Origin of the sequence: Cellulomonas sp. NS3 (assembly GCF_024757985.1) — a bacterium.
GTDB lineage: Bacteria > Actinomycetota > Actinomycetes > Actinomycetales > Cellulomonadaceae > Cellulomonas_A.
The window spans coordinates 2,599,244-2,616,617 of the sequence record NZ_CP103289.1; the positions used below are offsets into that span (position 1 = coordinate 2,599,244).

Consider the following 17,374-nt stretch of genomic DNA (forward strand, 5'->3'; position numbering starts at 1 on the left):
ACGCCGGCCGGCCCACCCCTCACGTCGCCGGACCGTCGGCGACGAGGTCGGGCGCCGCCAGCACGAGCAGAGCGACGCACACCGCGGCGACCGCCATGCTCAGCGTGAAGGGCAGCCGGCTGCGGCGGCGCGCCAGCGCCACGCCCCCGCCGAGGACCGCGAGCACGAGCGCGAGCACCCCACCGACCCACGCCGCCGTGCCCGGAGCTCCAGGTGGCGCGAGCACGACCACCCCGACCGCCGCGAGCAGCGCACCGAGCGCCACGCCCGTGGCCCGGGTCCGCCCGAGCCGGTGCGGCAGGCCGCGCACGCCGGTCGCCGCGTCGTCCTCGAGGTCGGGGAGCACGTTCGCGACGTGCGCCCCGACGCCCAGCAGCGACGCCGCGAGCACGCCCCACCCGGTCGGCACGCCCCGGCCCGGCTCCGCGAGCGCGACGAACACGAGCAGCAGGCCGAAGGAGACCGCATAGGGCGCCCAGGACCAGGCCGTGCGCTTGAGCCAGGCGTTGTACGACCACGCGCTCGCGACCGCCACGACGTGCACCGCACCGGGCACCGGCCCCGTCGCGAACGACAGCGGCACGCACACCGCGAGCGCGCCGAACGCCCAGCGGCGCAGCACGGCGGCGTCGAGGAGACCCGCGACGACGGGCTTGTCCGGTCGCGCGACGGCGAGGTCCCGCCCGGCGTCGATCCAGTCGTTCGACCAGCCGACGGAGAGCTGTCCGGCGAGCACCGCGGCGGTGACCAGCACCGTCGTGCGGACGCTCGAGCCGAGGCCCACGGCGAGCGACGCGGCGAGCACGGTGACGACCGCTGCCGGGCCCGGGTGGCATGCGAGAGCGAGGCCACGCGCGACCCGTCCCGCTCGCTGCACACCTGCTCCCTCCGCCCGGCGGCCGAGGCTAGCAACCGGACGCGCCGATCCGCCTGCCACGTGCAACGATGCCGCAATGTCCCGACTTGTCGCAGTGGCGCCCGTGGTGCCGGACCACGTGTACGCGCAAGCCGAGATCACCGCGGAGATCGGCCCGCTGCTCGCGCCGAGCCCGGCGCGGCGCGCGCTCCTCGACCGCTTCCACGGCGCCTCCGGCGTGCGCACCCGGCACTTCGCGCTGCCGCTCGAGAAGTACGCGGCGCTGACGTCGTTCGACCAGGGCAACGACCTGTTCATCAGCATCGGGGCCGAGCTCGCCGAGCGGGCGCTGCGGACCGCGCTCGACGCCGCGGGGCTCGAGCCGTCCGACGTCGACTTCGTGCTCTTCACCTCGGTGACCGGCATCTCGGCGCCCTCGATCGACTCGCTGCTCGTCGAGCGCGTGGGCCTGCGCCGGGACGTCAAGCGCCTGCCGTCGTTCGGGCTGGGGTGCGTCGCGGGGGCCGCCGGGCTGGCGCGCGTGCACGACTACCTCGTGGGTCACCCGCACGACGTCGCGGTGCTGCTCTCGGTCGAGCTGTGCTCGCTCACGATCCAGCACGGGGACGACTCGACGGCCAACCTCGTCTCGAGCGGCCTGTTCGGGGACGGTGCCGCCGCGGTCGTCATGGTCGGCGCGGAGCGGGCTCGGGAGGCCGACGCGTCCGCGGGCGGCGTGCCGGTCGGCGTCGACGTGGTCGGCACGCGCAGCGCCGTGTACGCGGACAGCGCCGCGACCCTCGGGTGGGACATCGGCGGCTCCGGGTTCCGCATCGTGCTCGGCGCAGGCCTCGCGGACGTCGTCGAGGAGCACCTCGCCGGCGACGTCGCCGCACTCCTCGACGCGCACGGGCTCGCGCACGCCGACGTCGGGTCCTGGGTGGGGCACGCCGGCGGTCCGCGCATCCTGGAGGCGGCCCAGCGCGCGCTCGGGCTCGCGGACGGCGCGCTCGACCGCAGCTGGTCCTCGCTCGCCCGGCGCGGCAACCTCTCGTCCGCGTCGGTGCTGCACGTGCTCGCCGACACCCTCGCCGACGGCGCCCCGAGCCCCGGCGAGCCCGCTGTGCTGTTCGCGTTCGGACCCGGGGTGAGCGCTGAGCTCGTCCTGCTCCGCGGCGCGGGGACGGAGAACCCATCGTGCTGACCGCCTACCTCGTCCTGCTCGGGGCCACGGCCCTCGAGCGCCTCGCCGAGCTCGTCGTCTCGACCCGCAACGCGCGCTGGTCGTTCGCGCGCGGGGGCACCGAGCACGGGCGCGGCCACTTCCCGCCGATGGTCGCGCTGCACGCGGGGCTGCTCGTCGCGTGCGCCGTCGAGGTGATCGTCGCGGACCGGCCCTTCCTGCCCCTCCTCGGCTGGACCGCCCTCGTGCTCACGCTCGCGAGCCAGGCGCTGCGCTGGTGGTGCATCACGACGCTCGGCCCGCGGTGGAACACGCGCGTCATCGTGGTGCCGGGCCTGCCCCTCGTGACGGGCGGCCCGTACCGCTGGCTGCGGCACCCGAACTACGTCGCGGTCGTCGTCGAGGGCATCGCGCTGCCGCTCGTGCACACCGCGTGGGTCACCGCGCTGGCCTTCACGGTGCTCAACGCGGTGCTGCTGCTGGGCTTCCGCATCCCGAGCGAGGAGCGCGCGCTCGGCCTGCTCGCCGCGACCCCTCCGGACGGGCCGGCCGCGACGGGCGGGCGCGCCGACGCCGACCCGGCGGCGCGCCGGCCCGGCCGCGCGTGAGCACGCCGCTCGACACCGACGTCGTGGTCGTCGGGGGCGGCCCGGTCGGGCTCGCGTGCGCGATCGAGTCGAGGCTCGCCGGCCTGGACGTCGTGGTCGTCGAGCCCCGCACCGGCTCGGTCGACAAGGCGTGCGGCGAGGGCCTCATGCCGGGCGCGCTGGCCGCGCTCGGGCGGCTCGGCGTCGACCCGCCCGGCCACCCGCTCGCGGGCATCAGCTACCGGCGGGGCGCGCACCACGCGGACCACCGGTTCCGGGGCACTCCCGGCCGTGGTGTGCGCCGCACGACCCTGCACGACGCGCTGCGCGAGCGGGCCGACGAGCTCGGTGCCCGGCGGGTCACGGCGCGCGTGGACCGCGTCGAGCAGACGCCGGACGGCGTCGAGGTCGCGGGGGTGCGCGCACGGCGGCTGCTCGCGTGCGACGGCCTGCACTCGACGGTGCGACGCCTCACGGGGCTCGAGGTGACGGCGCGACGGTCGGGCGTGCTCGCGCCGGTCCGCCGGTTCGGGCTGCGCCGGCACTTCCACGTCCGGTCCTGGACGGACCTCGTCGAGGTGCACTGGGGCCGGGCGGTCGAGGCGTACGTGACGCCGGTGAGCGACGACCTCGTCGGTGTGGCGCTGCTCGGCCCGGCGGGCGTCGACTTCGCGACCGCGCTCGCGACCTTCCCCGAGCTCGTCGCCCGGCTCGACGGGGCCGAGCCTGCGGGTCCGGTGCGCGGTGCGGGGCCGCTGCGCCAGCGCACGCTGCGGCGCACCAGCGGCGCCGTCCGGCTCGTGGGCGACGCGTCCGGGTACGTCGACGCGCTCACCGGAGAGGGGCTGCGCGTCGGCCTCGCCCAGGCCGCCGCCGCGGTCCGCCACCTCGACGACCCCGCCGCCTACGAGCGGTCGTGGGCCCAGGCGACGCGCGGCTACCGCGTCCTGACGACGGGTCTGGTGGCGTGGGCGACGTCCCCGGCGCGCGGCGCCATCGTCCCCGTCGCCCGCACCTCTCCGCGGCTCTACGGAACGATCGTCGAGGCGCTCGCGCGCTGAGCAGGGCGCACCTGCGCGCCCGTGGCACCGTCCGCGCCGCTCGCCGCCCGCTCACCCGGCACGTCCGCGTCAGCGGTGCACGAGCGCCGGGTGCCTCGGGTCGTCGACGCGCACGACGACGTCCGCGGTGCGCTCCGGGTCGCACTCCCGGACGTGGCGCGCGTACGCGGGGAGCGTCCACCGCTCCTCCGGGGGCGTGCGCCGCTCGAGGGTCGCGGGCCGCAGCGCGAGGTGCACCGTGACGTCCACGTCGAGCCCCCGGCCCGCGAGCAGCGCGCCGTCGAGCACGAGCACGGTCCCCTCGTCGGCCCGCAGGCGCCGGGCACGGGTCGACCGGTCGCGCACCGGGTCGCGCAGGCTCGGCAGGTACTCCCCCGACCCCCGCGGGCCGAGCGGTCGCAGCACCTCGCGGTCGAGCGCGCCGAGGTCCACCCAGTCGTCGTACAGCGCGAGCTCGTCCTCACGCCCGTGCTCGAGCCGGACGGACGCGGCCCGCAGGAAGTCGCGCGCCCGCACGCGCACGACGGGCCGGCCGGCGGCACGCAGCGGCTCGACCAGGGCGTCCGCGAGCGCCTCGGGCCCGGCCGGCGGCGGACCGTCCACGAGGACCCGCACGTGCGTGCCGCGCTCGCGCCGCACGAGCACGCGGACGACGTGGTCGACGAGCGCGTCAGGGGTGACCGGCTCGACGCGCACCGGTTCAGTCTGCCTCGCACGGGACACCCGCGCCGTGCGCTCCCCCGGGGCGCCTGCCCGCCCGGACCCCTCAGATGACGGGCCCTCCCGCCGATCGGGTCCCCGACCACGCCGGCACGAGGAGACGCATGGACGGCATCACCGCGATCACGCAGCGCATGGCGGCGATCCAGGCGACCGTCGCGACGCTCGCCCCGCCCGCACCGAGGCCTGCAGCCCCCTCCGCGTCCGGCGCGGCGTTCGGCGCGGTGCTCGAGCAGGCCGTCGCGCGGAGCACCCCTGCCCCCGCGGCCGCCGCCAAGCCTGCGGCCGTGTTCGTCGACGGCGTCCCCGCGGACCTCGCCGCGTACGGGAACGGCCGCATCCCGGGCGACGCGCTCGAGCCCGTGGGGTCCACGGGCCACAAGCTCTGGGCGCCGGCCGCCGGCGCGCTCGAGGACGTCCTCGCGGCCGCTGCGCGCGACGGCGTCACGATCGGCATCACCGACTCCTACCGCTCGTACGACGCGCAGGTCGACGTCGCGGAGCGCAAGGGCCTGTACTCGCAGGGCGGCCTGGCGGCGAAGCCGGGCACGAGCCCGCACGGCTGGGGCCTGGCCGTCGACCTCAAGCTCGACGCGACGGCCCAGGCGTGGATGCGCGCCAACGGTGGTCGCTTCGGCTTCGTCGAGGACACCCCGCGCGAGCCCTGGCACTGGGTCTACCGGGGCTGACCCGCCCACCGGCGAACCCGTCGACGCCGGCGTCGTCCGCCGCGCGCCCGAGCGACCGCGCTCGTCCCGCTGCGCGGGGCCCGCTCCTCGCCGCGCCCGGCGGGAGCGCGGGCGGACCCGGCGGGGACGTCCCGCCGGGTCCTGCGCAGGTGCGGCCCGGTGCGTCAGACCGTGTCGGGGTCGCGCGGGTTGAGGTTGCCCGGGTCCGCGTCGGGGTCCGTGTACTCCCCGCCCGCGTCGGACGTGTCGCGCGGGTTGAGGTTGTCCGGGTCGGTGTCCGTGTCGGTGTCCGGGTCGTACGGCTTCTCGGACTCGTTCACGGGCGTCTGGTCGCGGGTGCTCTCGGTGTTCTCGCTCATGGGCCTCACGCTGCCACCGGCGGGGTCACCCCGCATCCGATGCGGGGGCCCTCAGCCGCGACGGTGGTCCTGCACGGTGAGCCGGGGCCCGCGCCGGGGCGCGAACGCCCGGCCGGTGAGCTCGAGGAGGCGGATCACGCGGTACCGGTGCGGGCGCCAGGGGGCGAGGAGCTCGAGCATCGTCGCGTCGTCGACCCGCCGGCCCACGAGCGCCCACCCGACGCCCTTGGCCAGGTGGTAGTCCCCGACCGACACCGCGTCGGCGTCGCCGAGCGCGCGCTGCGCCACCTCGGCCGCGGTCCACACCCCCACGCCGGGGACGGCCTGGAGCCGGCGCGCCGCGTCCTCGGGCGTCATCGTCACGGCCTCCTCGAGCCGCCCGGCGACCCGGGCGCAGGCGAGGACGGTCCGCGCACGCCGGGGGTCGACGCCCGCCCGGTGGAAGTCCCACTCGGGCACGCCGAGCCAACCGTGCGCGTCGGGCACGACCCGCATGCCCGCGGGCGCCGGGCCGGGTGCGGGCTCCCCGTGCCGGTCGAGCAGCCAGCGCCACGCACTGAACGCGGTGCTCGCGATCACGCGCTGCTCGAGCACCGCCGGGACGAGCGCCTCGAGCACGCGTCCGGTGCGCGGCACGCGCAGCCCGGAGTGCCGGCGGTGGGCGTCGTGCAGGTCGGCGCGCAGCGGGCTGAACGACGACGGGTCGTCGCGGTCCCCGAGCAGCTCGGGCACCGACGCGAGCGCCTCGGCGGCCCCCGGGCCCCAGGCGGACGCGTCGACGCGGTGCGTCCCGCGCTGCACGAGGCGCAGCGTCGCGGGACCGGACGGCGGGCGGGTGGTCCGCCAGAGCGCGCCGTCGGGCGTGCGCTGCTGGGTGGGGTCGAAGCGCCCGTGCGCGAGCCGCTGGAGCGTCACGGTCAGGTCGACGGGCGTGGAGGGGCCGTAGCTCACGGTGCCCACGGCGTCGGGGCACGCGCCGTCGCGGGTGCCGACGTGTGCGCCGCCGTCGGTGCCGGCACCGGCCGACGCGGGCACCGCGGACGCGCTCATCGACCCATCGTGCCACTCGCGTCCGTCCGGGATGCCGCGCGACGCCCGCACAGCCACGATGGAGCGGTGGCCGCACGCCGTGGGCGGCCCGACGCACGCAGACCCGCCGCGGCGCACCGACGGGGAGGACGAGCACATGAGCGACCAGGGCACGGACGGCGGCACGGGCGAGCACCTGGACCCGACGCTCGGGCAGGAGACCACCCCCGAGGTGCCCTCGGGGGGCCCCGAGAGCACGGGCAGCGGCACCGACGACACCGGCGGGTCCTCGGCGGACGAGACGAGCCCCGGCTCGGACGGCGACGGCGTCGAGGCCGGCTACACCACGCCCGGCGAGCTCGTCGGCGACCCCGGTCCGGTCGAGCCGACCGACTGAGATGAGGCAGCCGGGGGGTGGTGGTTCCGCTCAGGGCGGAACAGGAGGATGATCGAGGGGTGGCCCCCCAGCAGACCGGTCCCCGCCGGCACCTCCCCAACAGTCCCTTCAACGCCGCCCGCGAACGCGCGGCAGCAGCAGCCGTCTTCGAGCGCATCCCCGTGGGCGAGCGCGTCTCGCACGAGCGGCACGGCCTCGGTCGTGTGGTTGCGCTCTCAGGCGAGAGCGACGTCATCGTCGACTTCGGCGGCGGCGACCGCCGTCGCGTCTCCCTCGCCAGCTCCAAGCTCGAGCGTCTCTGACCGACCGCGCGTCCCCCACCGCACGGCGCGTGGACCGATGAGTCCGCCGCGGACCGTCGGTCTTCCCTCCAGACCGAGCTGGAGGCGCGCATGCCCGACGAGACCGAACCGACGCGACACGCGCCTGCGGCGTGCTCGCGTGTCCGGCTGATGCTGGCTGTCGCCGCGCGCACCGTCGTGCGCGATGCGAGCGGGCTCCCGCCGGACCTCGCGAGCGTGGACGCGCTCGCGCGCGCCCCACCTCGAGGCGCTGCGCTCGGGTCGGCGCACGGTGCTGCGCGGCGCGAGCGACGACCTGGTCGAGCTGCTGCGCTTCGCGGGCCTCGTGGACGTGCTGCGCGTCGAGACGGTCGTCTCGCCGATCCGCCGCCCCGCGGGCGACGCGGCCCCCTGAGCCGTCCGGCCGCGCGGACGTGCCTGCTCAGCAGGGCGACGTGCCGGCTCTGCGGGTGGACATGCCATGCCGGGCTCAGCAGGGCGACGAGCCGGCTCCGCAGGAGGGCATGACGTGCCGGCTCAGCAGGGCGACGTGGCGGCTCAGGCGGGCGCGTCCGCCACGTCGAGGTGGTCGGGCAGCCCGAACGCCGCGAACAGCCGGGTGTCGACGAAGTTCGTGATGCTCGAGATGGAGCCGTCCCGGATCTCGAGGACGTGGATCGCCCAGGGCTCGAGCCGACCCGCGACGGCGCTCGGCTTGTACTGCGCGAACGCCGGGGAGCCGTTCGCGTCGACCTGCAGCAGCCGGGACCCTCGGCAGGCGCCGCCCGGGCCCAGGTGCCACAGCCCGATGTCGACGGGGCCGCTCAGCCACAGGGCCCACGGCGGCATCGACTGCGTCGCGTCCGCGTGCAGGAGCCGCACGAGCGCCTCGATGTCGTAGGCCTCGAACGCCGTGACGTACTGGTCGAGCAGGGCGGCGTGCTCCGGGTCCAGCGGGTCCGGGGCGCTCGACCCGCGCTCCGCCGCACCGTTCGCGAGGGTCGCCCGCGCGCGCTGGAGCGCGCTGTTCACCGACGCGACCGTCGAGCCGAGCAGCGTGGCGACCTCCTCGGCACGCCAGCGCAGCACCTCGCGCAGGATGAGCACGGCGCGCTGGCGCGGCGGCAGCTCCTGCAGCGCCGCGACGAACGCCAGCCGCACGGACTCGCGGGCGACGGCGACGTCCGCGGGGTCGCCCGAGTCGGGGAGCACCCGCTCGTCGGGTGCCGGCCCCAGCCACGTCGGGTCGCCGAGCTTCTCGCCGAGGGACGCCTCGACGGGCGGCGAGGCAGCCGGCGAGAGGTCCATGGGCAGCGCGCGCCGGCGGGTGCCGTCGAGCGAGTCGAAGCACACGTTGGTCGCGATGCGGTAGAGCCACGAGCGCAGGCTGGACCGGCCGTCGAAGCGGTCGAGCGCGCGCCACGCCCGCACCATCACCTCCTGGACGGCGTCCTCGGCGTCGTAGATCGACCCGAGCATCCGGTAGCAGAAGCCGGTGAGCTCCCGGCGGTACTGCTCGAGCTGGTCGGGCGTCGCCGCGGGGGTGCGTGCGGCGACGGGGGCGGCTGCGGGGACCAGACCGGTCACGACGGGGACCTCTCGACGTCCGGGGTGGGCGTGGTGCCCGCCGTCGGGGCGGCGGGCACCCACGACCTCACGATCCTGACAGTGCGTCCCGTCCGGCGACAACCCTCTCGGACGCGCGATCAGGTCGGGGTGCACCGCGTCAGCCCCCAGCACCGGCCGGCTCCATGAACATCGCCTCCCAGACGTGGCCGTCGGGGTCCTGGAACGAGCGCGAGTACATCCCGTCCTCCTCGATCCCCGGCGTCGACGTGCTGCCGCCCGCGGCGAGCGCCGCCTCGACGACCTCGTCGACGCGGCTCCGCGAGCCGACGGAGAACGCGACGATGACCTCGGTGGCCGTCGTCGCGTCGGCGACCGGCTTCGTCGTGAACGTCGCGAAGAACGGGTCGACGAGCAGCATCACGAAGCTCTCGGACCCGAGCACGAGGCACGCGGCCCGCTCGTCGGTGTACTGCGGGTCGAAGTCGAGCCCGAGCGCCGTGAAGAACGCCGTCGACCTGGCGAGGTCGCGGACGGGCAGGTTGACGAACACCATCGAGCGCACGCGGGACCTCCGGGACCTCTCGGCTGCTGGTGCAGGGCAGACCGGCCCCGCGACCGGAACTCATCGCCGGACCGTGCCCGGGTCAGGTGCGCGTGAGCTCGACGACCGGGATCGTGCGCGACGTCGCAGCGGCGTGCTCGCCGAAGAAGGGGTAGAGCGCGACGAGGCGCGCCCAGACGTCCGTGCGGTCGGTGCCGGCGAGCGGCGCCGCGACCGCGTCGAAGGCCTCGTCCCCGACCTCGACGCGCACGTGCGGCTCGGCGACGAGGTTCCCGTACCAGTGGGGGTGCGCGGGCGCGCCCATCGCGGACGCGACCACGAGGAGCCGGTCCCCCTCGCGGTGGAACATCATCGGCGTCGTGTGCGGTCGGCCGGAGCGCGCGCCGGTCGTGGTGAGGAGCAGCAGCCGCTCGCGGTGCATCCCCTCGACGGGGCCACCGGCCCGGAACTGCTCGACGACCCGTCTGTTCGTCTCCCGGACGTCCATCGCAGCCGCCTCGCCACCGTGTCGGGGGACCCTCAGGTCGGGTGCCCAGGCTCCGCACGCTACCCGTGTCGCCGGGCTACCCTGCGGCGGGCCGTCAGGCCTCGTGGTGGGTCGCGCCGTGCCCGGGGGGCACGAACGCGCGGTCGCGCGTCCCGGCGTTGCGGGCGATCGCCATGTGACCGCCGAGGTAGCCACCGACCCCGCTCACCGCGCCACCGGCGAGCGCGAGGAGCGACCCCGTCACCTGGCTGCCCCGGCGCCGTGCGAGCCACGAGGCGCCGTACAGGACCACCGAGACCGTGTTGGCCCCGGCGTGCACGACCCCGACCCGCTGCGTCGTGCGGTCCGCAGCCGCCCACTCGGCCCAGCCGGTGAGCACCGTCGGCACCGCGGCGAGCAGGCCGGTGCCGACGAGCGTCTGCGCCGCGCGCCCGCCCCGCACGCCCGGCGTCAGGTCGAGGACCGACGCCGACATCCACGCACCGAGCGGCACGTCGGTGAGGAACGGGTGCACGGCGTGCCCGAGACCGCGGCCGTGCAGGACCCACCGGCGGACCGGACCGCCGACGAGCCGCGCGGCGAACGGCCGCGCGGCGTCGACGGCGGCGTCGAGCGCGGTGAGCCGCTCCAGGGCGGCGGTCGCCCGGACGAGCACCGGCCGGCCCTGGAGCGCGCTGCTCCTCGCGTGGGGCATGTCAGCGCCGACCCGTGGCGTCGCGGCGCGGCCAGAGCGCGATCGCGAGGCCCGCGAGCGTGCTCGCGATGTGCAGGCCGTTGTCGGCGCCGTTGATGTTGAGGAGGTTGGCGTCGGGGTTGTTCGCGACGACCAGGCCGTAGATGCTCGTCGCGCCGTAGCCGATCGCGAGGATCCAGCCGTAGGTGCGGGCGCCCGAGTCGGTGCGCCACAGCGCCAGCCCGAGCCCGCCGATGAGCAGGTGCACGATGTTGTGCAGCGGGTTGACCGCGAAGCCGAGGAGCGTCTGGCTGTGGTCGTGCTCCGTGAAGCCGTCGAAGCCGGTCACGAAGAAGCCGAGGATCCCGATCAGCAGGTACACGGCGCCGATGAGGAGCGCGAGGGTCTGGCTGACGGTGCGGGTCCGGCGGGAGGTTGCGGGCGACGTCATGGGAGTTCTCCGTCCAGAGCTGTGCCTACGTGTCGCGCACGTGTCTCGACGCGCTTCGGGCTCCTCGCCCGGGGGCACGCCTCCGTCGGCCCCGTGCCACGGGGGCAGGGGGCCGACGGGAGCGTGAGTCCTGGTCGTCCGACGTGACGCCGGTCGACCAGTGCTGCAGGTCGATCAGTACCACAGGTCGATCAGCACCGCAGGTCGATCAGTACTGCTGGCGGGACTCCTGCACGGAGTCCTTGGCACCCTTGGCGTCCTCCGCGAGGCCCTGGGCCTGCGAGGTGCCCTCGTCCTTGAGCGTCGACGCGGCCTCGGTGGCACGGTCCTTGACGGCCTGCACCGCCTCCTGGGCCGGCTCGCGCAGGTTCTCCGCGACGTCCTGCGCAGCGAACTTGACCTCCTCGACGAGCCCCGAGGTCGAGTCCTGCACGCGGCGTGCGGCCTGCTGCTCGACGCGCGTCGAGGGCAGGAGCGAGGACGCGAGCCAGCCGATGCCGAAGGCGATCAGGCCGGCCGCGAGCGGGTTGCCCTCGGTCTGGCGACGGACGAGCTGCGGGGTGTCCCCCACGGCGTGCGCGGCGCTGGACGCGCTCGACGAGACCGACGACGTGGCGCCGTGCGCCGAGCCGCTGACGCGGTCCTTGGCGTCCTGCGCGGTGCCGGCGACCTTGTCCTTGGCGTCGTGCGCCGAGCCCATGATGCGGTCCTTGAGGCCGAGGGCCGAGCCCTTGACCTTCTCGACCTGACGGCTGGCGACCGCGCTGGGACGCACCTGCTCGCCGAACGCGTCGACGTCCTGGCTCAGCTCGGCCCGCGTGCGCTCGATGTCCGCTCGGATCTGGTCCGGGTCGTTGCTCATGCGTTCCTCTCCTCGTGTCCCTGAAGCGCGTTGGGGATCTTCTTGACGGTGTCGGCGGTCTGGGGGGCGCCCTGGATCCTCTGGAACTCCTTCTTGGCGCGCGCGGCCAGCACGGCCGCGATGATGCCCCAGAGGACGGCGACGATCGCGGCGGAGATGCCGTGGCCGATCTGGTCGCCGAGGGCCCACCACAGGGCGACGGACAGGAAGACGAGAGCCATGTGGCCGGCGACGGCCGCTCCCCGGTGGGGGGGGGGGGGGGGGGGGGGGGGGGGGGGGGGGGGGGGGGGGGGGGGGGGGGGGGGGGGCGCCCATCCCGGCGCCCTTGCCGGCCTTCTTGCCCTCCTGGGTCAGCTCCGCCTTGGCGAGCGCGACCTCCTGGCGCATGAGCGTCGAGAGGTCCTTCGTGATCTCACCGAGCATCTCGCCCAGCGACGGACCGCTGGTCGGGCCCTCGGCGGCCCGGGGGTCGATCCCGGTCCTGGGGTCCACGCTCATCGTCCGTCCTCCACCGTGACCCCGCCGAGCGGGTCACCTGCGGCCGTGCCGCCGAGACCCGTCGCCGGGGCGCCCGGGGCGCGGTGCGCGCCCGTGCCCTCGTCGACCTCCTCGGTCCCGTAGACCGGGCCCGTGCCGTACGTCGAACCGGTCGTCCCGTAGGAGCCGGTCGACGTGCCGTACGTGCCGCCGGTCGTCTCGTAGCCCGTGGTCGTGGCCGCCGTGTCGGTCAGGCCGTAGCCCGTGCCCGTCGTCGCGTACTCGGTCGTCGCCGGGTAGGGCGTCGTGGTGTCCGTGTACGAGGCGGTCCCCGTCGTCGTGTCCTTGGCCGCGTCCTTGGCACCACGCGTCAGGCGTCCGGCGAGGACACCCGCGCCGACGGCGATCGCGAGGAACGTGCCGGGGCTGCGGCGCGCGAAGGTCTTGACCTCCTCGAGGAGGTCGGCCGGCTCCCGCGCCTCGAGCCAGGACGCGACGGAGTCGGTCCGGCCGGCGACCTGCCGGGCGATGTCCGCGGCGAGCCCGCCCTCGGAGCTCTCGGCCATCGAGCCGAGGTCGCTCCCGAAGGTCCGGATGCCGCTCGCGACGCGGCTCTGCTGCGAGCTCGCCTGGTCGGCGAGCCCCGCCCGCGTCTGCCCGAAGACGTCCTTGACCTGGCTCTTTGCCTCGTGCGCGACCTCGCGGGCCTGACTCTTCGCCTCCTGCGCGAGGTGCTGCGTGCTCTCCGCGGCGCTGTGGGCGACGCCCGACGCCTCCTCGCGGACGGCCTGTGCCGTCGATCCCTGCGAGCCGTCTGCCGGCTGAGCAGTTCCGTAGTCGTTCGTCATCGTCATCCCTCCGAGTCGACGGGATCCGTCGTGTGCTGTGGGGGTTCGGAGACGTCACCGCGGTGAGCATGCGGGACACCCACCCGAACCCTCCCTGGGTGGCGCCGACGACTTGCCTGCGTCGGTGCTTCGTGCCGCCCGGTCGAACGCCGTGGGACGCCGCCCGGGGACGTTGACGACGCTATGCACACCGGCAGGTGTCCGCCACCGGAGAGCCGCCCGCGGACCCCGCACCGTCAACCCGTACGGGGCCCGGCGAGCACACGTACTGATGGGCGGCAGGTGCGCCGGGAAGTCTGGTCGGCAACGTCCTTGCCGACCCCGGCCGAGAGGTCCTCCATGACACCGCACGCCCCCGGATCGCCGCTGCTCACCCGAGGTTCGTGGGCCGAGGCGTCCCGCATCGCCGAGGTCCTGCGCAAGGAGACCGTCGGGGGTGCGCTCCTCCTGGTCGCGACCGTCGCGGCACTCGTCTGGGCGAACTCGCCCGCCGCGGGCTCCTACGCCGCGCTGCGCGACCTCGAGGTCGGACCGGAGGCGCTGCACCTGCACCTCTCGCTCGGCACGTGGGCGGCGGACGGGCTGCTCGCGATCTTCTTCTTCGTCGTGGGCCTCGAGCTCAAGCGCGAGTTCGTCGCCGGCGACCTGCGCGACCCGCGGCGGGCGGCCCTGCCGATCCTCGCCGCCGTGGGCGGGATGGTCGTGCCCGCGCTGGTGTACGTGGCGCTCAACGCCGGGACCGCCGACGGCGCGCTGCGGGGCTGGGCGATCCCGACCGCGACGGACATCGCGTTCGCGCAGCTCGCGGTCCTCGCGGTCGTGAGCACCCACCTGCCGACCGCGCTGCGCACGTTCCTCCTCACGCTCGCGGTCGTGGACGACCTGCTCGCCGTGACGGTCATCGCGGTCTTCTATACGACGGAGCTGAACGTCGGCGCGCTGCTGCTGGCCCTCGTCCCGCTCGCGCTGTTCACCGTCGCCGTGCAGCGCCGGGTCCGCTCGTGGTGGCTGCTGCTGCCGCTCGCGTTCGCCACCTGGGCGCTCATGCACGCGTCGGGCGTGCACGCGACGGTCGCAGGCGTGCTGCTCGGCTTCGCGGTCCCGGTGGTCCGCAGCCACGCGGCGGGCGGCCCCGACGCGGGGCCGGGCCTCGCCGAGCACTTCGAGCACCGCTTCCATAGGCCGCTCTCCGCCGGGTTCGCGGTGCCCGTGTTCGCGTTCTTCGCGGCCGGGTGTGCCGTGGGCGGGCTGAGCGGGCTCGTCGACTCGCTGCAGGACCGCGTCGCGCTCGGGATCGTCGCCGGGCTGGTCGTGGGCAAGACGGTCGGGATCCTCGGCACGACGTGGCTCGTCGCCAGGTTCACGCGCGCGCGGCTCGACGAGGGCCTGAGCTGGCTCGACGTGCTCGGCGTCGCGGTGCTCGGCGGCATCGGGTTCACGGTGTCGCTGCTGGTCGGCGACCTGGCGTTCGGTGCGGGCAGCGTGCGCGACGAGCACGTCAAGGTCGGCGTGCTCGCCGGCTCGGTGCTCGCCGCGCTGCTCGCGTCCGTGCTGCTGCGCGCCCGCAACCGCGCGTACCGGCGGATCCACGCGCTCGAGACCGCTGACCTCGACGCCGACGGGATCCCGGACGTGTACCAGCGCCCCGAGGGCTGAGCAGGGCCTAGGTGGCCACGAGGTCGCGCCGCCGGAACGCCGCCGCACCCGCCGCCGTCAGCGCGAGCGCGACGACCGCCATGCCGACGAGCGGCGCTGCCTCGAGCGGCGCCTCCGGGACGGCGGGGACGAGCCCGAACGGCGCCGCGTCGAGCAGGGGCTGCGGGAGGTCGAGCAGCGGGCCGTACACGCCGACGACGATCGAGGCGACGAGCACGACCCACACGCCCCAGGTCGGCGCCCCCAGCCCGTACGCGAGCACGGCGAGGCCGGCGAAGCACGCGAGGACGGGCAGGTAGGCGAGGCTCGCCAGCGCGAGCTCCCCGACCAGGCCCGGGGCGCCGAGCGATCCCGCGGCGCCGGCACCCAGCGCGAGCCCGGTGACGAGCAGCAGGAGCACCGACCCCCAGCCAGCGACGCGAGCAGGTGCTGTCCGAGCCAGGCGGTCCTGCTCACGCCGCACGCCAGGACGCCGGCCGCGCGGCCGTCGGCCTCCTCACGCCGCAGGTGGTGCACCCGAGACGACGGCGTGCACGACGACGGGCCATCGCGAAGAAGGACAGAAACGCCGAGACCGCGGCCCGCGCGAGGTCGCCGCCGCCCCCCGCGAACAGCTCCGCGAGCTCGGGCCGGGCCTCGAAGCTCGCGACCTCGCTCTCCGCGAGCGACCCGGTGAGCAGCGCGAACACCCCGAGCCCGACCGCCCCCCCGAGCAGCCCGCCGCGCCCCAGGCGCACCGCGAGCCCGAACGGCGGACACGAGCGTGGCGCGCGCGTGCGTGCGCCCCGCCCGGGTCGCGGCGAGCAGCCCGGCACCGACGTCGCGGCGGTCCGCGAGCGCGTGGGCGAGCGCGGTCAGCGCCAGCCCGAGGACGGCGCACAGCGCGAGCGGCCACCAGCGCAGGTCGACGAAGGCGCGGCTCTGCTGGACCCACCCGATCGGCGAGGCCCACGACAGGGCGCTGCCGCCCACCTCCCGCGCGTCGCCGATCCCCCGCAGCACGTACGCGAGCCCGAGCAGCGCGCCCGCCGTGCCGGACGCCACGCGCGCGTGCTGCGCGAGCTGCGCCGTGACCCCCGCGAGGGACCCGAACACCCCAGCCGACGAGCGCGATCCCGGCGCCAGACGGCGACGGAGTCGGGCGCCGCGAGCCCCGCCCCTAGCAGCGGGAGCACCACGGCCGTCCCGACCGCGACGTTCGCGACCAGGACGGCCCCGAGCGCCGCGGTCAGCGGTGCCCGGCGTCCCACCGCGACGGCCCGCACGAGATCGGCCCGGCCGACTCCTCCTCGGCCCGCGTCTGGCGGACCACCAGGAAGACCGACATGAGGGGCCGCGGCGACCGCGAGCATCCCGAGCGTCTCGTTCGCGACCATGACACCGAGCGTGTAGTCGTCGAGCCCGTACCGCGGTCCGCCGAGGAAGGCCCCGGCGGGCTCGGCCATGATCGCGGCGCGCGTCCGGCGCGACGCCGCGTCGGGGGTAGACGCTCGGGAGCGCGACGACGACGTACCCGACGAGCCCGCCGAGGCTCAGCGCCCAGACGGCGATCCGGAGCCGGTCCCGGCGCAGCGCGAACCGCAGGAGGCGTCCGGCGCCGGCCGCGGGCCGGGCCCCGGCCCGCGTCCGCGGTGCACGGCCGGCCACCGTCGCCGTCATCGCGCACCCCGCGCGGGCGCGCCGGACGTCGCGTGCGCCCCGGAGCGCGCGGGCCCGTCGCCGGCCGGCTCGTAGTGGTGCACGAACAGCTCCTCGAGGCTCGGCGGGGCCGCCTGGAGGTGGACGATGCCGGACTGCGCCAGCACCGCCAGGACGCCCCGACATCGCCCCGCCGTCGACCGCGAACTGGACCTCCTCCCCGTCGACGCGCGCGTCGTGCACAGCCCGGTGCGCCCCCGACCCGGGCCAGCACCTGCGCGGCGGGCGCCTCGCACTACGACGGTCACGTCCGTGCGGTGCAGGTGGCGCAGCTCCGCGAGCGTCCCGCTCTCGACGGCCCGGCCCGCGCGGACGAGCGTGACCCGGTCGCACAGGCGCTCGGCCTCGGCGAGGAGGTGGCTCGAGAGCAGCACGGTCGCACCCCGGGCCACGACCTCGCCGACGCACTCCTGGAACACGAGCTCCATGAGCGGGTCGAGCCCGGACGTCGGCTCGTCGAGCACGTAGAGCTCGACGTCGCTCACGAGCGCCGCGACCAGGGCGACCTCTCTGCCGGTTGCCCTTCGAGTACGCGCGCGTCTTCTTGCCGGGGTCGAGGTCGAACCGCTCGAGGAGCTCGGCGCGGCGGCTGCGGTCGACCGGCCCGCGCAGCCCCGCGAGCACGTCGATCGCCTCTCCGCCCGTCAGCGACGGCCACAGGCTCACGTCGCCCGGGACGTAGGCGAGCCGGCGGTGCAGCGTGACGGCGTCGGCCCACGGGTCGGCGCCGAGCACGCGCACGAGCCGCCGTCGGCGCGCAGGAGCCCGAGCAGGACCCGGAGGGTCGTGGACTTCCCCGCGCCGTTCGGGGGTCCCGAGGAACCCGTGCACCTCGCCACGCTCTCGACGGTCAGGTCGAGACCGTCGAGCGCCCGCACGCGGCCGAACGACTTCGTGAGCTGCTGGACGTCGATGACAGCACTCATGGC

23 protein-coding genes and 1 pseudogene are annotated in these 17,374 nt (G+C 76.1%); 8 read left to right on the forward strand and 16 right to left on the reverse strand.

Annotation, left to right across the window (positions count from 1 at the left end; genetic code table 11):
• Positions 1 to 19 precede the first annotated feature (19 nt).
• Positions 20 to 877, reverse strand: a complete 858-nt coding sequence (locus tag NXY84_RS11885; protein WP_258723306.1) for a UbiA family prenyltransferase — start codon at positions 875 to 877, stop codon at positions 20 to 22.
• 76 nt (positions 878 to 953) lie between these two features.
• On the opposite strand from NXY84_RS11885, the gene NXY84_RS11890 reads away from it, so the two are divergent.
• From NXY84_RS11890 to NXY84_RS11900, 3 genes are read left to right on the forward strand one after another with little or no spacing between them, the layout of a single operon-like run.
• Complete coding sequence (locus tag NXY84_RS11890; RefSeq protein WP_258723307.1) at positions 954 to 2,060, forward strand: type III polyketide synthase; 1,107 nt, start codon at positions 954 to 956, stop codon at positions 2,058 to 2,060.
• Positions 2,051 to 2,647, forward strand: a complete 597-nt coding sequence (locus tag NXY84_RS11895; RefSeq protein ID WP_258727198.1) for an isoprenylcysteine carboxyl methyltransferase family protein — start codon at positions 2,051 to 2,053, stop codon at positions 2,645 to 2,647. Before NXY84_RS11890 ends, NXY84_RS11895 begins: the two co-directional genes overlap by 10 nt.
• Positions 2,644 to 3,687: an NAD(P)/FAD-dependent oxidoreductase gene (locus NXY84_RS11900; protein ID WP_258723308.1), complete on the forward strand. Its 1,044-nt coding sequence runs from the start codon at positions 2,644 to 2,646 to the stop codon at positions 3,685 to 3,687. Before NXY84_RS11895 ends, NXY84_RS11900 begins: the two co-directional genes overlap by 4 nt.
• Positions 3,688 to 3,756: 69 nt before the next feature.
• On the opposite strand, the gene NXY84_RS11905 is transcribed toward NXY84_RS11900, so the two are convergent.
• A complete protein-coding gene (locus tag NXY84_RS11905; protein ID WP_258723309.1) occupies positions 3,757 to 4,383 on the reverse strand; it encodes a uridine kinase in 627 nt (208 codons plus the stop codon).
• Positions 4,384 to 4,511: 128 nt separating this feature from the next.
• Here NXY84_RS11905 and NXY84_RS11910 point away from each other — a divergent pair, with 128 nt between their 5' ends.
• Positions 4,512 to 5,096 carry a M15 family metallopeptidase gene (locus tag NXY84_RS11910; RefSeq protein WP_258723310.1) on the forward strand — a complete coding sequence of 195 codons (585 nt, stop codon included), beginning with the start codon at positions 4,512 to 4,514 and terminating at the stop codon, positions 5,094 to 5,096.
• A gap of 164 nt (positions 5,097 to 5,260) precedes the next feature.
• Here the strand turns inward: NXY84_RS11910 and NXY84_RS11915 are convergent, their stop codons facing one another.
• Both NXY84_RS11915 and NXY84_RS11920 read right to left on the reverse strand, forming a co-directional pair.
• On the reverse strand, positions 5,261 to 5,455 hold the full coding sequence (locus tag NXY84_RS11915) for a hypothetical protein (RefSeq protein WP_258723311.1): 195 nt from the start codon (positions 5,453 to 5,455) through the stop codon (positions 5,261 to 5,263).
• 51 nt (positions 5,456 to 5,506) lie between these two features.
• Positions 5,507 to 6,505 carry a DNA-3-methyladenine glycosylase family protein gene (locus NXY84_RS11920; RefSeq protein ID WP_258723312.1) on the reverse strand — a complete coding sequence of 333 codons (999 nt, stop codon included), beginning with the start codon at positions 6,503 to 6,505 and terminating at the stop codon, positions 5,507 to 5,509.
• A gap of 136 nt (positions 6,506 to 6,641) precedes the next feature.
• On the opposite strand from NXY84_RS11920, the gene NXY84_RS11925 reads away from it, so the two are divergent.
• From NXY84_RS11925 to NXY84_RS11935, 3 genes are all read left to right on the forward strand, one after another.
• The gene (locus NXY84_RS11925) at positions 6,642 to 6,881 is read left to right on the forward strand and encodes a hypothetical protein (RefSeq protein ID WP_258723313.1); all 240 of its coding nucleotides are present in this window, start codon (positions 6,642 to 6,644) and stop codon (positions 6,879 to 6,881) included.
• A 59-nt stretch (positions 6,882 to 6,940) separates the two neighbouring features.
• Positions 6,941 to 7,183, forward strand: a complete 243-nt coding sequence (locus tag NXY84_RS11930; RefSeq protein WP_034625562.1) for a hypothetical protein — start codon at positions 6,941 to 6,943, stop codon at positions 7,181 to 7,183.
• Between the two features lie 184 nt (positions 7,184 to 7,367).
• Entirely contained in the window at positions 7,368 to 7,577 is a 210-nt protein-coding gene (locus tag NXY84_RS11935) for a hypothetical protein (RefSeq protein ID WP_258723314.1), read from the forward strand.
• Positions 7,578 to 7,720: 143 nt separating this feature from the next.
• On the opposite strand, the gene NXY84_RS11940 is transcribed toward NXY84_RS11935, so the two are convergent.
• The 8 genes and pseudogenes from NXY84_RS11940 to NXY84_RS11975 form a co-directional block, all read right to left on the reverse strand.
• On the reverse strand, positions 7,721 to 8,749 hold the full coding sequence (locus NXY84_RS11940) for a sigma-70 family RNA polymerase sigma factor (protein ID WP_258723315.1): 1,029 nt from the start codon (positions 8,747 to 8,749) through the stop codon (positions 7,721 to 7,723).
• A gap of 139 nt (positions 8,750 to 8,888) precedes the next feature.
• Positions 8,889 to 9,284, reverse strand: coding sequence for a VOC family protein (locus tag NXY84_RS11945; RefSeq protein WP_258727199.1), 396 nt, complete (start codon positions 9,282 to 9,284; stop codon positions 8,889 to 8,891).
• 91 nt (positions 9,285 to 9,375) lie between these two features.
• Positions 9,376 to 9,780, reverse strand: coding sequence for a nitroreductase family deazaflavin-dependent oxidoreductase (locus tag NXY84_RS11950; protein ID WP_258723317.1), 405 nt, complete (start codon positions 9,778 to 9,780; stop codon positions 9,376 to 9,378).
• A gap of 94 nt (positions 9,781 to 9,874) precedes the next feature.
• Positions 9,875 to 10,474: a DUF2231 domain-containing protein gene (locus NXY84_RS11955; protein WP_258723318.1), complete on the reverse strand. Its 600-nt coding sequence runs from the start codon at positions 10,472 to 10,474 to the stop codon at positions 9,875 to 9,877.
• Between the two features lies 1 nt (position 10,475).
• Positions 10,476 to 10,904: a DUF4383 domain-containing protein gene (locus tag NXY84_RS11960; protein WP_258723319.1), complete on the reverse strand. Its 429-nt coding sequence runs from the start codon at positions 10,902 to 10,904 to the stop codon at positions 10,476 to 10,478.
• A 208-nt stretch (positions 10,905 to 11,112) separates the two neighbouring features.
• Entirely contained in the window at positions 11,113 to 11,766 is a 654-nt protein-coding gene (locus NXY84_RS11965) for a DUF3618 domain-containing protein (protein WP_258723320.1), read from the reverse strand.
• Positions 11,763 to 12,189, reverse strand: a pseudogene (locus NXY84_RS11970) (phage holin family protein). The gene NXY84_RS11965 and the pseudogene NXY84_RS11970 overlap by 4 nt, the downstream one beginning before the upstream one ends.
• Before the next feature lie 71 nt (positions 12,190 to 12,260).
• Positions 12,261 to 13,091 carry a hypothetical protein gene (locus NXY84_RS11975; protein WP_258723321.1) on the reverse strand — a complete coding sequence of 277 codons (831 nt, stop codon included), beginning with the start codon at positions 13,089 to 13,091 and terminating at the stop codon, positions 12,261 to 12,263.
• 339 nt (positions 13,092 to 13,430) lie between these two features.
• On the opposite strand from NXY84_RS11975, the gene nhaA reads away from it, so the two are divergent.
• Positions 13,431 to 14,747, forward strand: coding sequence for a Na+/H+ antiporter NhaA (nhaA, locus tag NXY84_RS11980; protein ID WP_258723322.1), 1,317 nt, complete (start codon positions 13,431 to 13,433; stop codon positions 14,745 to 14,747).
• Between the two features lie 7 nt (positions 14,748 to 14,754).
• Here the strand turns inward: nhaA and NXY84_RS11985 are convergent, their stop codons facing one another.
• From NXY84_RS11985 to NXY84_RS21865, 4 genes are all read right to left on the reverse strand, one after another.
• Entirely contained in the window at positions 14,755 to 15,147 is a 393-nt protein-coding gene (locus NXY84_RS11985) for a hypothetical protein (RefSeq protein ID WP_258723323.1), read from the reverse strand.
• Between the two features lie 52 nt (positions 15,148 to 15,199).
• The gene (locus NXY84_RS11990) at positions 15,200 to 15,484 is read right to left on the reverse strand and encodes a hypothetical protein (protein ID WP_258723324.1); all 285 of its coding nucleotides are present in this window, start codon (positions 15,482 to 15,484) and stop codon (positions 15,200 to 15,202) included.
• A gap of 918 nt (positions 15,485 to 16,402) precedes the next feature.
• Positions 16,403 to 16,930 (reverse strand): hypothetical protein, encoded by a 528-nt coding sequence (locus tag NXY84_RS21860; RefSeq protein ID WP_396126206.1) that lies wholly within the window; start codon positions 16,928 to 16,930, stop codon positions 16,403 to 16,405.
• 177 nt (positions 16,931 to 17,107) lie between these two features.
• The gene (locus NXY84_RS21865; RefSeq protein WP_396126207.1) at positions 17,108 to 17,371 is read right to left on the reverse strand and encodes a hypothetical protein; all 264 of its coding nucleotides are present in this window, start codon (positions 17,369 to 17,371) and stop codon (positions 17,108 to 17,110) included.
• Positions 17,372 to 17,374 lie beyond the last annotated feature (3 nt).

Excerpts from the sequence above, each read along its gene's own strand:
- NXY84_RS11920 (WP_258723312.1), bottom strand. The coding sequence starts at position 6,505 with ATGAGCGCGTCCGCGGTGCCCGCGTCGGCCGGTGCCGGCACCGACGGC.
- NXY84_RS11935 (WP_258723314.1), top strand. The coding sequence starts at position 7,368 with ATGCGAGCGGGCTCCCGCCGGACCTCGCGAGCGTGGACGCGCTCGCGC.
- NXY84_RS11915 (WP_258723311.1), bottom strand. The coding sequence starts at position 5,455 with ATGAGCGAGAACACCGAGAGCACCCGCGACCAGACGCCCGTGAACGAG.
- NXY84_RS11955 (WP_258723318.1), bottom strand. The coding sequence starts at position 10,474 with ATGCCCCACGCGAGGAGCAGCGCGCTCCAGGGCCGGCCGGTGCTCGTC.
- NXY84_RS11925 (WP_258723313.1), top strand. The coding sequence starts at position 6,642 with ATGAGCGACCAGGGCACGGACGGCGGCACGGGCGAGCACCTGGACCCG.
- NXY84_RS11910 (WP_258723310.1), top strand. The coding sequence starts at position 4,512 with ATGGACGGCATCACCGCGATCACGCAGCGCATGGCGGCGATCCAGGCG.
- NXY84_RS21865 (WP_396126207.1), bottom strand. The coding sequence starts at position 17,371 with ATGAGTGCTGTCATCGACGTCCAGCAGCTCACGAAGTCGTTCGGCCGC.
- NXY84_RS11960 (WP_258723319.1), bottom strand. The coding sequence starts at position 10,904 with ATGACGTCGCCCGCAACCTCCCGCCGGACCCGCACCGTCAGCCAGACC.
- NXY84_RS11950 (WP_258723317.1), bottom strand. The coding sequence starts at position 9,780 with ATGGACGTCCGGGAGACGAACAGACGGGTCGTCGAGCAGTTCCGGGCC.
- NXY84_RS11975 (WP_258723321.1), bottom strand. The coding sequence starts at position 13,091 with ATGACGAACGACTACGGAACTGCTCAGCCGGCAGACGGCTCGCAGGGA.
- NXY84_RS11945 (WP_258727199.1), bottom strand. The coding sequence starts at position 9,284 with ATGGTGTTCGTCAACCTGCCCGTCCGCGACCTCGCCAGGTCGACGGCG.
- NXY84_RS11890 (WP_258723307.1), top strand. The coding sequence starts at position 954 with ATGTCCCGACTTGTCGCAGTGGCGCCCGTGGTGCCGGACCACGTGTAC.
- nhaA (WP_258723322.1), top strand. The coding sequence starts at position 13,431 with ATGACACCGCACGCCCCCGGATCGCCGCTGCTCACCCGAGGTTCGTGG.
- NXY84_RS11965 (WP_258723320.1), bottom strand. The coding sequence starts at position 11,766 with ATGAGCAACGACCCGGACCAGATCCGAGCGGACATCGAGCGCACGCGG.